The sequence below is a fragment of the Paractinoplanes hotanensis genome (genome assembly GCF_023717965.1).
Classification (GTDB): domain Bacteria; phylum Actinomycetota; class Actinomycetes; order Mycobacteriales; family Micromonosporaceae; genus Actinoplanes; species Actinoplanes polyasparticus.
Window position 1 is genome coordinate 1 of the sequence record NZ_JAMQOL010000066.1, and the last position, 12,189, is coordinate 12,189.

General features: G+C 70.6%; 12 protein-coding genes. 3 read left to right on the forward strand and 9 right to left on the reverse strand.

Annotation, left to right across the window (positions count from 1 at the left end; genetic code table 11):
• Positions 1–134 precede the first annotated feature (134 nt).
• The 5 genes from LXN57_RS40265 to LXN57_RS40285 form a co-directional block, all read right to left on the reverse strand.
• Positions 135–4,487 carry an FtsK/SpoIIIE domain-containing protein gene (locus LXN57_RS40265; RefSeq protein WP_251803570.1) on the reverse strand — a complete coding sequence of 1,451 codons (4,353 nt, stop codon included), beginning with the start codon at positions 4,485–4,487 and terminating at the stop codon, positions 135–137.
• Between the two features lie 79 nt (positions 4,488–4,566).
• Positions 4,567–4,860 (reverse strand): WXG100 family type VII secretion target, encoded by a 294-nt coding sequence (locus LXN57_RS40270; RefSeq protein ID WP_251803571.1) that lies wholly within the window; start codon positions 4,858–4,860, stop codon positions 4,567–4,569.
• Between the two features lie 54 nt (positions 4,861–4,914).
• Positions 4,915–7,011, reverse strand: a complete 2,097-nt coding sequence (locus tag LXN57_RS40275) for a hypothetical protein (RefSeq protein WP_251803572.1) — start codon at positions 7,009–7,011, stop codon at positions 4,915–4,917.
• A gap of 70 nt (positions 7,012–7,081) precedes the next feature.
• Positions 7,082–7,576: a sigma-70 family RNA polymerase sigma factor gene (locus LXN57_RS40280; RefSeq protein ID WP_251803573.1), complete on the reverse strand. Its 495-nt coding sequence runs from the start codon at positions 7,574–7,576 to the stop codon at positions 7,082–7,084.
• A gap of 543 nt (positions 7,577–8,119) precedes the next feature.
• Positions 8,120–8,482: an ATP-binding protein gene (locus tag LXN57_RS40285; protein ID WP_251803574.1), complete on the reverse strand. Its 363-nt coding sequence runs from the start codon at positions 8,480–8,482 to the stop codon at positions 8,120–8,122.
• Positions 8,483–8,809: 327 nt separating this feature from the next.
• On the opposite strand from LXN57_RS40285, the gene LXN57_RS40290 reads away from it, so the two are divergent.
• Complete coding sequence (locus LXN57_RS40290) at positions 8,810–9,157, forward strand: adhesin (RefSeq protein WP_251803575.1); 348 nt, start codon at positions 8,810–8,812, stop codon at positions 9,155–9,157.
• A 41-nt stretch (positions 9,158–9,198) separates the two neighbouring features.
• On the opposite strand, the gene LXN57_RS40295 is transcribed toward LXN57_RS40290, so the two are convergent.
• The 3 genes from LXN57_RS40295 to LXN57_RS40305 form a co-directional block, all read right to left on the reverse strand.
• On the reverse strand, positions 9,199–9,525 hold the full coding sequence (locus LXN57_RS40295) for a hypothetical protein (RefSeq protein ID WP_251803576.1): 327 nt from the start codon (positions 9,523–9,525) through the stop codon (positions 9,199–9,201).
• 64 nt (positions 9,526–9,589) lie between these two features.
• On the reverse strand, positions 9,590–9,886 hold the full coding sequence (locus tag LXN57_RS40300) for a BON domain-containing protein (RefSeq protein ID WP_251803577.1): 297 nt from the start codon (positions 9,884–9,886) through the stop codon (positions 9,590–9,592).
• 7 nt (positions 9,887–9,893) lie between these two features.
• Positions 9,894–10,283, reverse strand: coding sequence for an STAS domain-containing protein (locus LXN57_RS40305; RefSeq protein ID WP_251803578.1), 390 nt, complete (start codon positions 10,281–10,283; stop codon positions 9,894–9,896).
• Positions 10,284–10,414: 131 nt separating this feature from the next.
• Here LXN57_RS40305 and LXN57_RS40310 point away from each other — a divergent pair, with 131 nt between their 5' ends.
• Both LXN57_RS40310 and LXN57_RS40315 read left to right on the forward strand, forming a co-directional pair.
• Positions 10,415–10,561 (forward strand): hypothetical protein, encoded by a 147-nt coding sequence (locus tag LXN57_RS40310; protein ID WP_251803579.1) that lies wholly within the window; start codon positions 10,415–10,417, stop codon positions 10,559–10,561.
• A 13-nt stretch (positions 10,562–10,574) separates the two neighbouring features.
• Positions 10,575–11,483: a serine/threonine-protein kinase gene (locus LXN57_RS40315; protein WP_285904726.1), complete on the forward strand. Its 909-nt coding sequence runs from the start codon at positions 10,575–10,577 to the stop codon at positions 11,481–11,483.
• A gap of 226 nt (positions 11,484–11,709) precedes the next feature.
• On the opposite strand, the gene LXN57_RS40320 is transcribed toward LXN57_RS40315, so the two are convergent.
• Complete coding sequence (locus LXN57_RS40320; RefSeq protein ID WP_251803581.1) at positions 11,710–12,108, reverse strand: STAS domain-containing protein; 399 nt, start codon at positions 12,106–12,108, stop codon at positions 11,710–11,712.
• Positions 12,109–12,189 lie beyond the last annotated feature (81 nt).

Below are 12,189 nucleotides of genomic sequence, written 5' to 3' on the forward strand. Positions count from 1 at the left end.
CCCCCCCCCCCCCCGCCCCCCCCGGGCCCCCCCGCCCCCCCCCGGGGGGGGGGCCCCCCCCCCCGGGCGGGGCGCCCCCCCCCCCCCCCCCCCGGGGGGGGCCCCCCCGGCCCCCCCACCCCCGGGTTCGTCTTTCAGTCGGTCGCCGGCACCTGCACGGCGGTCAGCACACCGTCACCGAGGTGCAGGTACGCGCGTCCCGGCTGGGCGGTCTGGCCGACGATGCCCCGGGGGATCCGCATGCCGATGAGCTCGCCGTCGGTGATGCTCTGCGGCGCGATCAGCAGGCCGGCGCGATTTCGCTTGAGCTGCGTCAGCCAGCCGGCCAGGCCGAGGCTCAGCGCCTCCGCGTTGCCCGCGACCACCAGGCCCCACCCGTTTCCGGCCGCGCCCCGGGCCAGGGTGTTCAGGTCGCTGTCGATGTCCGACTGAGCCAGCAACTCGGCGTCGTCGACCACCACCGCCCCGGTCTCCTCCGGGAGGCTCTGCAGCATCTTCCGGAAGTCGGCGGCGGCCACCCCGGCGTCCTGAATGACGGAGCACACGCCCGGCGTCCCCGCCAGATCCCGCAGCGGCGAGCGCCGCGGGGCCACCACCAGCAGGCCGGTACCGCGCTCCAGCAACGACCGGGCCACCGTCAGCAGGGCGGTGCTGCGACCCGAACGCGGCGGTCCGCCGATGGCGAACGTCGGGATGTCGACGAAGTCCGGCCCGATCGGAAGGACCTCGTCACCGCCGACACCGACGAACGCCGTCAAAGCACGGCCGTTCTCCGGAGCGAGCCGCCGAGCCTCCGAGTACGTGATGAGGTCGGGCAGCGCCACGAACCGACGCGGCCGGGCGTACCCGGGCACTCCGGCATCGCGCGCCGTGATCTGCCTGGCCCCCTCGATGAGGGCCGCCGCCTGAGCCTGCCCCGACGTGTCCGGTCCCAGCACGGCGATCTGCGCCTCGGCGTTGTCGGCGAGCCGGATCGCCCGCCCCGGGCCCTGGTCCGGCGGCACGTCCCTGAGGTTGAGGCCGACCAGTGAGTAGTCGGTGCGATCGTTGAGCCGCAGCACCAGTTTCTCCTCGGTGGCGCCGGCGAACCGGCTCGCGCCCAGGACCTTGTCCCCGGCGAGCAGAACGTGGATGCCCACGCCGGCGCCGTCGCGCAGCAGCCGGGCCAGTCGCTCCAAGTAGCTGCCGTTGTCGTAAGTCGCGAAGTCCCGCTCGAACACCTCGAACCGGTCGACGAGCAGCATCAGATGCGGCAACCGCCGCTCCACCGCCGCGCCCCGCCGCTGCTCGGTCAGGTCCGCGACCCCCTGCTCGCCGAACATCGACTGGCGCCGGGTCAGCTCGGTGGTGAACCAGGTCAGCATCCGGTCCAGTCGCTCGAGCTGAAGGCGGTCCACCACGGCGCCGCAGTGCGGCAGCCCGGCCAGTGGCAGGAGGGCGCCGTTGCCGCAGTCGATCGCGTACAGGTGAAGGTCCGCGGTGGAATGCCGGGCCGTCAGCGCGGCCGTGAGCGTGCGCAAGACCTGTGACCGGCCGCTGCGGCTCGACCCGATGAAGAAGGCGTGCCCGGTGCGGTCGACGTCGAACATCAGCGACTCGCGGCTCTGCGCGGCCGGCAGATCGACGATGCCGTAGGCGACCGCTCCCAGGTCACCGGACGCCGCCGGGGCGGGAGCCTGCGGCAGCTCGGCCCACTGCGCCACGTCCGGCAGAGCCGGCAGCCACGGGCTGGGCTGGCGGGGCACACCGGTGCGCTCGGTCGCCGCGACAATCGCCCGGACCAGTTCCTTCAGATCCGTTTCAGCCGGGCCCGCGGAAGCCGCGCCGGAGCCGGGACGCGCGGGGACCGGATCGCCGAGGTCAGCCCAATTCACCTGGGAGACTTCGATGCGTACCTCGTTTGCCCGCTCGCCGAGCACCGGCCGTTTCCCGCCGATGCGCCCGGCTTGGAACGGCAGCAGCGCGGCATACCCGAGACGGGCGTACGCCCGGCCCGGCGTACGCGGTGACAGCTCGCCCGCATCGGGCGCGTCGATGATGTCCCGGCTCTCGCCCTGATCCGTGGTGCGCAGCGCGATCCGCAGGTTGGTGTTGGCCCGGATGTCCGCGGTGACCGCGCCCGACGGCCGCTGCGTCGCCAGCACCAGGTGGATGCCGAGCGACCGGCCGCGCTGCGCGATGTTGACCAGACCGGCGACGAAGTCCGGCAGCTCCCGCACCATCGAGGCGAACTCGTCGATCACCAGCACCAGCCGCGGCATCGGCGGCATGCTCGAGTCCCGGGCCCGGCTTTCCTGGTAGCGCACGATGTCGGAGGCGCCGGCCCGGGCGAGCACGTGCTCGCGCCGGCGCAGTTCCGCGCCGAGCGAGGTCAGTGCCCGCTCCACCAGGTGCGTGTCCAGGTCGGTCACCATGCCCACGGTGTGCGGCAGGTCGGCGCACTCGGCGAAGGCACTGCCGCCTTTGTAGTCCACCAGCACGAACGTCATCTCGTCGGGCCGGTTCGCCACCGCCAGAGTGGCTACGAGGGTCTGCAACAGCTCCGACTTGCCCGCACCGGTCGTTCCCGCGATCAGCGCATGTGGCCCGTCCCGGACCAGGTCGATCGCAAAGGCGCCGTCCATCCCGACGCCGAGGATCGCCTTGGTGCTACGCGGCCGTGCCGCCCAGCCGGCCTCGATCCCCTCGGGCCTCGGCGGTTCCAGGCTGAGCACGTCGAGCAGGCGCGCCGATTGTGGCAGGACCACCTCGTCGCCGTCACCGGTGACGCTCAAGGGGGACAGCCCGCGCGCGACCCGCTCGTACCATCCAGGATTCGGCTCGTCCGCGCGGATACCGGCGATCTGCGCCGCGCGGGCAGTACGGACGGACGCCGCTCCGGCCCCGGCGACCACCACGGCCCGGCATTCCTCGGGCAGCAGCCGCTCCTCCACCTCGAGGCAAAGGACATAGACACCGACGGCCGGACCGTCCCGCAGCACCGTGACCGCGCCGGGCAGGGAGCGCAGACGTCGCGCCCCGTCGAACACGACCAGCACGTCCGGTTCTCCGGTGCCCGCTCCGCGCTGCCCGGCCTCCGCGCGCCCCGCGCCGGCCCGCGATGCGATCAGGCGATTGAGCTCGGCGATACGCCGCGACACCGACTCCATGGTGGTGCCGATCAGCGCGTACGCCTCCTCGCCCTCGGCCCGTACGTGCGGCAGCCAGCGCAACCACGACCAGCGGCGCTCACCTGACGAGTCGGTGAGCACCCTGATCCGCAGATCGTCCGGACTGTGCAGGGCCGCTGCCTGCGCCAAAAGCCACGGCGCGAGGCGGTACAGGCTGTCCCCCGCCACCCCCGCCACCCCGCTCTCACGTACGTCGACGGCGACCGGGACCTGGCCGAGCTCGGGGATGGTGGTCCGCCGGTGCTCGTCCTCGGCCGGGTCCTCGACCCGCACCGCTGACGGCACCGAGCTGGTGCCGACCCGCAGGGTGAGGAAGTCGTCGTCCGCCCAGCGGCGTTCCCACAAGCGTTCGCCGGGCAGCGTGGCGATACGCCCGATGAACGCGGGGTCGGGGTACGCGTACCGGCGGGCACGCTGTTCCTCGAGGACGGCCTCGTCGATCTCTGCCCGCATCCGGGCGAGCTTCTCCTCGTAAGCCTCCATCTGCTCGTCGAAGGTCTGCTGTTTACGGCGCTTGGTGCCGAACAGCGTGAACAGCGCGGCGACGGGGGACGCCAGGGCGAGGAAGATGAACCGCCAGTTGCCGGTGGCGATGATGCCGACCAGCGCGCCGATCGCCGGAGCCAACAGCAGCGACGCCAGCGGGAAGGTGCTCTTCTCCGGCTTGGCCGGTTCGGTCGGCAGCCGGAACTGGCCACCCGGGATCTGCGGGAAGAACCGCGGAGGACGGTTGAACTCCCAGGTGAAGCCGTCAGCGGCCCGGTTCAGCGGGGCCCGCGCCGGCACCCCGACAGCCAGTTCCAGCAGCGTGCCGCCGATCGCCAGTTGCCGGCCCGCCGGCCAGTCCGCGACGCCGTCCAGCACCGTCCCGTCCATCTCCATGGCCGACAGGGCGGTGACCTCGACCTTGCGGTCGGCGGTGACCAGCAGCCGCGCGGCAACCGCGGGAACGTCCCCGGCCAGACGTACCCGGCAGCGGGGTGAGCTCCCGACGTCGTACTCGCCCGGCGGCAGCAGCACGATGCCGCCGGCACTCGGCCCGCCGACCAGCCGAACCTCGACCGCGCCGACCTGACCGGCCGGCGGCCGGGACGGACGGTTCAGGCCGAGTTCGGCGCCGGGACCGAGCCGGGCGTCCGCCAGCGACAACCGCGGGTCGAGGGGGGTGACACCGTGAAACAGCGTTCCCGGGCGGTGGCCCAGAGCGCTCGCCACCTCGGCGGTGAAAGCGCCGACGGAGACACCCGGCTCCGCGTCCACCACCAGAAGCTCCGCCGACGGCGACACGTCGGACGTCAAGCTGACGTTGAGACGCACGTTCGTTTTCTCCTTTCCTCTACAGGCGGCACGCCCGGCGCAGGTCAGCTCCGGGCGTGTCCGATGTGGCGCCGGCTGATCAGCCGAGGCGGGAGCCGAGGTCCTGGTCGGTCGAGGAGAACGCCTCGCCGACCGAGCGGACGTAGTTGCCGATTCCCTGCAGGCCCTGGTTCACCTGGTCGAACCCGCGGGCGAACTCGTCGAAGAACGGCTGGAACTTCTGCTGCGCGGCCGGGGTGCGATAGCCCTGAGCAAGCAGGTTCTGCACCTTGCTGCGAACTTCGGTCAGCTTGTCCTGAAGCTGGGTGAAGTCGTTGAGCAGGGCAGCCGAGGTCTGGGCCGTCTCGTCGCTGTTGACCGCGAAGTCGGGCATGGTGGAACTCCTTCGTCTCTTTCATGGGACACGCCGGCGGGCTGCCGACGCGGGTTATCTAAGGGACTTGCGGGGGAAACCTTGCGGCCCTTCACCGGCGAACCTTTCGCCGGCGGCGAGCACAGCGCCTGCCTTGGCCGCCGCTCCGAGCAAGGCGGCGCCCGGGTCGTCGTCCTCCCCGTCCTCCACCGCGGCCTTGGTGGCCTCCTCGGCGCCGGCGGCCAGCGCGTCCTGCGCCGCGTCGGCCGCGCGCTCCCGGATCTCGTCCGCAGACGTCGAAGCCTCGGACTCCGCCTCGATGACGATCTTCTCGATGTGCAACTCGCCGTCGTCGGGCGCGCCGTCCGCGCCACCGTCCGCCGGGGTGGCGGGAGCACTGCCAGCCGGGACCGCGGCAGCACTGCCAGCCGGGGCCGCGGGAGCACTGCCAGCCGGGACCGCGGCAGCACTGCCAGCCGGGACCGCGGCAGCGGGTGCGGCACTGGCGGAGTCACGGCTGGAGGAGCCGGCCGGGGGACTGCCGTCAGCCGAGCCGAGGACGGGAGGGGGCTGCTGACCCGCGGGTCGCGCAGTGCCGGCCCCTGGTGTTGCCTGCGCGCCGCCGGAACTGCTGGACGCCGCGGGCGACGCCGGCACCGACGTGACGGCAGGGTCGCCTGGAGCCGGGGCGTCGGATTGTTGCGTCACGCCCGAGGACGCCAGCGGGTTCGTGCCCTGCTGCACGCCCGCCACGCCGGACCCAGGGGTTCCCGCGCCGGCAGAGCCCGCACCTGTCGCGCTGCTGGCGGGTTGCGCAGCGTTCGTGCTGCTGGTGGGGTCGGCAGTGAGTGTTGTACTGCTGGGGTCGGCACTCGGCGCATTGCTCGGCGGCTCGGGCGATGCAGCGCCGGCGCCGGCCGGCGTGTCCCCGGGGGCGCCGGACGAATCCGATGTGGGGCCGCTGGTCGCCGGCGTGTCGCCACCGCCCAGGCCTGCCGGTGCCGGTGCCGATCCGGCCGCTTCCGGGGCCGTGCCACCGGCGCCGACCGGAGCGTCAGGCCGGTCCGTACGCTCGAACTTGATGTCGGTGTCCGGCGCGTCGAAGGACTTGCGGAATCCGTCGATCCCACCGTTCACGGCGGCGCCCGCCGCCGCGCCGGCGAAGATGGATGCGGCGTTGAAGCCGTCGGCGTCCTTGTTGGCGGCTTTGTTGAGCCCGACGGTGGCGACCTCCTCGACGACGCCCTGGGTGAACTCTTTCGTCGTGTTGCGGGCGAAGGTGACGGCGCCGGTCCGCGCCGTGGTGGCGCCCTTGATCAGCTTGGCGTTGTCGGCCAGCTCGCCGAAGGCCTTTCCGGAGCCGCGGACGGTGACGGCGAGCTGGGGCGCGGCCTTGCCGGCGAACTTGACGACCGGGCCGAACAACACGGCGGCCGGGACCAGGCTCACCAGGCCCACGAGCAACGTGCCTAACTCGAAATTCCCGTTCGCGGCCTGGACGACGGCCGTGACGACCACCGACACCGCGGCGAGCACCAGGCCGACGACCGGCAGAACCACCGCGACGACGGCGATCAGGATGTCGACGATCAGCCGAGCGATCGGGTTGTTCCGGAAGAAGTCGCCGATGCGCTGGAAGAAGTTGCGCCGGGGCGGCGGCTTGATCGCCTGGGCGGCGGCGTCGTCGAGCTCTCGGTTGCAGCGTGCCGAGGCCGCCTCACGCAACCGCCGGGCGTCCTCGGCGAGCCGGCGAGCGGCGAGAGTCTGTGATTGTGCTTCGAGAACGTCGTTGGCTTGCCGAAGGATCGCGGTGCGTTCCTCGACGGTGGCGGTGGCTGCGGCGCGGGGTACGGGGGCACGCGCGATCGAGGCGACCGATCCCGCCTGGTCCATCGCCGTGTCGATGCGGGTCTGCTGGTCGCGCAGGATCCGGGCGTAGGTCCGATACGCCTGCGCCGCGGTATCGAACGAGTTGACCGTCCGCTGGAGCTTGCCCGGAAGACTGTCGAGCATGTCGCGCAACTTGGTCATGGAATCGCCGCGGGCCCGTGACAGCGAGCCACCGCGGCCGAGCACCCGGAGCGCGGTCTGCGCGTCGTCCCGGATCTCCTCGTATTCCCGGGCCAGTTGGTCGATCTGGTCCGGGTCACCGGGGGTGGGATCCGTGCTCATGCCGAGGATGCCGAATCCTGACGTGTGCCGCCTGGTCACGAGTTTCCTTTCGAACGGGACGACAAGGGGATCAGGACGCGGCGGCCAGCTCGGCGCGGAGGGCCCGGACCGCGTAGTGAGCCCGCGACTTCACGGTTCCGGGCGGAATGCCGATCGACTGCGCCGCTTCCTTGACGGTGCTGCAGCGGTAGTACAGCTCGAAGAGCACGTGCCGGTGTTCCGCGGTGAGGCGGCGCAGAGCGGGCATCAGCACAGCATTGGTGACCACGGCGTCGGCATGGTCCTGGATCGGTCGTTGCAGGCTGTCCCACACCTCGTCGGTCACGGGATGGGCGCGGCGCCCTCGCATCTGGTCGACCGCGACGTTGTGCGCAACCGTCAGCAGCCAGCCACGGACCGATCCTTCGCCGTTGGTCAGCGACTGCCGATGGCGCCAGGCGCGCAGCAACGTCTCCTGGAGGACGTCGTCCGCCATGCCACGGTTGCCGGTCAGACGGCGGGCATACGCACGGACCGGTTCACGGTGGCGCGCAACCAATTCCGCGTATTCGTCCTCGGATGCCATCGCCTCGCTCGGAGTGCGATCCCGTGCGCGGCTGCCCGCGGGCCGGCATGCCGAGGCTGAACCGGCTGTGACGGGCGGAGGTGTCACGTTGTGCCGGTTCGGAACGCTTGTGCGTGGGCTCAGCTCACAGGCTCGCCGGGCCGGCGCCTGTCGTTCACGGTTTGCCGTACTGCCGGCTTCGGCAGCAGGTCTGGAGTCCACACTCACCCGCGGTGACCTTCCCTCGATCAGGGCCCGCTGATCGAACCCGCCACAGACTGAGGGACACCACGTCGGCGATGCTTCGGGAAGATCTGAGGAAATTCTGAGGATGCGTTCCTGACCCGGCGCGAAGCGATGCAGTGGCGGGCGGCAGCGGGCATCTGCGTGAAGACCTCGACCGCCGAAGGGCTACAGTAGTTGCACTAGGAGTGCATAATGCTGTCGCGGCAACGATCAGTGAGCTACCAGTCGATCACCCACCTTCGCACCGAGGCCCTGAGCGAGGCAGTGCTCCAGCCGACAGTTCCCTGGGGCCACCGCACCTGACGCTGCTCGCACCGCTCAGGCCAGCTGCGCCCACACCACTTTGCCGCTCGGGGTCTCCCGGCTGCCCCACGCACGGCTGAGCGCCGCTACGAGCATCAGCCCGCGTCCGCCGGGCTGATGCGGCTCCGGCCGCCGCACCCGCGGCATCCGCCGGCTGGTGTCGAGCACTTCGATGGTCACCGTTCCCAGGTGGCTGACGAGGACGAGTTCGCCACCGGCAGCCGTGTGCTGAACGACGTTGTCGACGAGCTCAGTCACGATCAGCAGCAAGTCGTCGATGAGCTCAGGGGTGTGCTCGCCGGCGAGCAATTCGTGGGCGGCGCGCCGAAGGCCGGCACCATCGTTGCTATTGCTGAACGACAGCCGGAGACGTTTCATGACGCAGGCCCCCGCCCCTCCGAAGCACGTGTCCGCGTCAACGCCAAGAGAGCCCCTGTCACGCCTCTTGACGACATCGAGCACGGTCCGGTCTGCTCTGACCACCGCTCAAGCACTGCATGACCCTTCCGACCGGACATGGCATTCATCTCGCAGTCGTACGACAGCCCTGTGACAAAGGAACACCACGCTGAGGTGGGTGGCCTCACCGCTTGGCCGGTATCCGATCCGTCGCAGAAACGTCACGAAGTGGCGGTTCGATCTCCATGTCCGGGCGCGACGTTCGAGGGGTGAGAGCCGGAACCGGACGCTCCTGAGGAGAACATCGTGCTTGTCATCTCGAACAAGGCCGTCGCCACAATTCGCCGCCTGCTCGCCCGGCCGGGCGTACCGGAAGACTGCGGCCTGCGCATCCAGAAGGCAGCCGACCCCAGGAGACTGCGCATCCTTCTCGTCTCCGCTCCCACCGCCGGCGATTTCATCCACGACGCGGAAGGCGCGCGGCTCTACGTCGCCGAGGAGGTTGCCGGTCGCGTCCAGGATCAGACGCTCGACGCCACGCGCAGCGAGGCGGGGCGGGTGCAATTCGTTCTTGACCACGTGTCCGCTCCGCGGATGCGGCGGGACGATAACCAACTGGACCTGTCATCGGACGGCGCATTGCTTTCCGTGTGACTGCGTTCGAACCGAGCCGAACATCACTTCGTCGACGGGCCTCATGGCTCGTCGTCAGGTGCCGGGGACACGGCGTTCCCGGTCTGAGCCCCGGCGCCGCCACCACCGGCAAGGCGGACGGCGATCACGACAGCGACGACCACGATCGGAACGGCGACCAACGCGCCGCGCCAGCCCCACACGACCATCAGGACGGACAGTCCGGCCCACGCGATCGCGGCCACGACGACCAAAGCCACCTGGGCCGCCTTGTTCCACGCGAGGGGGGTGCGGGTCGCCTCGCCGAAAGAAGGATCCCCGGCAACCAGGTGGGTGACAATCTCGTCGAACTTGGGGTCGCGGCGCTCGCCCTCCACTTTCCTGCTCACCATCCTCCGACCGGCTGAACCACTTCGTAGCTGTGCTTCAGAATCACGGCGCTGTGCTTCAGAATCACGGCGCGACAGTCAGCCGGTTACAGACGTCGTAGACCTCCGGAACCGCCCAGGCTACGACGCCGGCGGCCAGCCGCACCTCTTCCGACTCCACCTCGCCGAGCAGAATGACCACTCGATTCTGGACTACCACTTCCAGCCGGCGCCCGCGCACCTCCATGCCGCATGCCAGCGCGGCGGCAACGCTGTCGACGATGCGGATGTCGGCCTCGATGAGCTCTCGAGAAGGCAGCGTAGGGGCTTCGTCCTCGTCGTACGAGGACCAGTCGTCGGGGTCGGAGCCGTACGGTGTCACCGGATCATCACCGTCCGCCGCCCGTAGCGGGAAGGGCCGCCGTGCGCAGCCACGTGACGGCCGACTCGCAGTCCTCGAACGAGGAGAACCGGCTGTCCCCGCCGAGCGCCGCCCTGAGGGAACGGGACGGCGCCACCAGACACAGCCGGGTGCCGCGGCCGTGACCACGTCGACGAGCCCGCATGAGCACATCCAGTCCGGCCGGTGCGATCTCAGGAGCGGCCGACACGTCCAGGACCACCCCGGGGTGATGATCGACAGCCCACGTCAGACTGTCTCGCAGTCCCCGGGCGATCGTGGCGTCGATGTCGCCGCGCAACGTCAGGATCGCCACGTCGCCGGACTCGGCCAACGCGATCCGGCTGCGGTGGGACTCACTGTGCGAGACCTTGTGCACTACGTTCCTCTCGGCGCGCCTCCTGCTTACCGGACCAGAGTGGCGGAGTCGCACAGCAACTACCTCACCAGCGCATGACGGTCCTATGACAGTGCGGGCATTTGCCGTCCCGTCATGGGCTCGGTGTGCTGGTGAGGGTCCAGGCAGTCGTGGCGGTGGCGCTCGAGGCCCCGTCGGCCGGCGACGAGATGTCGCGGGACTGTCATGCGACCGCGCCGTCGATGCGAAACAAGGAGCGGATCTTGGTGGAGGAAGAAGCCGACGGAGTATTCGACTGAAAGAGCGTCGACAATGACAGTGCTGGCCGGGCGGTACCGCCTGGGCGCGGTGATCGCGCGAGGCGGGATGGCCGTGGTGCACCACGCCGACGACGACGTGCTCAAACGGCCAGTGGCGGTGAAGACGCTGGACCGTGGCAGCGCGATGGATGACATGCGGCGCACGGCGGTGCGCCGGGAGGCCCTGACGGCCGCCGGTCTCGTCCACCCGAACATCGTCCGCCTCCTCGACTACGGCGAGTCCAACGCGGACGCGGACACCGCGAGGTTGCCGTTCCTGGTCATGGAGCTCGTTGCCGGCGGGACCCTCTCAGCCCGGCTGGCCGAGGGCGGGGCGATGCCGGTGCGTGAGGCTGCCCGGGTGTGTGCGCAGATCGCCGCCGGCCTTGCCGCCGCGCACAACAACGGGCTGGTGCATCACGACGTCAAACCCGGCAACATCATGATGGCCCGGGCCGGGGCCAAACTGGCGGACTTCGGTATGGCGCGCCGGGCCGGCGAGACGACGATCGACCGCAGCGGGTATGTCTGGGGCACGCCGGCATACCTGGCGCCGGAGCAGTTCTACGACCAGCCGACCACCCCCGCCGTGGATGTCTATGCCCTCGGGCTCGTGATGCGCGCCTGCCTGACCGGCCAACCGGCATGGCCGGGCAGGACCGTCGAGCAGGTCCTGCTCGCACGCGCCTGCACCCCGGTTCCCCGGCTGCCGGACGGCAACCGGGTACCGGACGGGCTCGTCCGCCTCTACCAGAGTTGTCTGGCCCGGGTGCCGGCCGATCGCCCCTCGGCGCGTCGCGTCGCGCGACTACTCACCGACGCTGCCGAAGGCCGGCCGCTGCCACACCGCCACAAGTCCTTCATAGGCCGGGCTCTCACGCGGACCGGCCCATGGAATCAGCATCGATCACAGAAGTCGTAACGGGCACGTCTCCCCCGCCTGGGCGAGCTCTCTGTGGGCGATGCAGACGGAATCGGCGATGTCGGCTGCCGCGTCATTGCTCAGAATCGCCGCGGCCGTCGTCCAAGGCTCGGAACCGGTGGGCCGGACGGGCTTCGGGAGTGGCTCGAGAACATCCGCCAGGCCAGCCAGCAATGATAGCGGGGGGTGCACCGTGCTCGAACCGGTGACCCCGTTCCCCGCCGTCTCATGTGTGCCGCGTCTCGCCGTACCGTAAATGCCTGACGACGGCCGGCTCCGGCGACAGCGCACTGAGCGCTTGCGGCACGGAGTCGAAGACGGTGACAGCTTGCCGGCTGGCTCGGAGCCGGCGTCGCAGCAACAACGGTGGCGCCGCGAACACCAGGGCGCCGCCGTGACGCTGGGCGGCGCCGCTGCCGGCCAGCAAAGTCCGCAGGCCGAGGGATTCCACCGTTCCTGCCCGCGACAGATCCACAATGATCCACGCGCACTGCGTCAACGCTGCCTGCAGCGCCACTCGCAGTTCGGGAACTGTGGACACTTCCACATCGCCGGTGATTCGCAGCAGGCATGCCCCGTCAAGACCGAGCAGTGTCACCCGTTTGCTTACCGGAACAATCGTCACGCGGGCCCTCCCCTTCGCACCCGAGACGCACCGCGCCAAGCGATCTGGGCGGTGTCTGGTGCACGCCCAGCCTCACGCCCG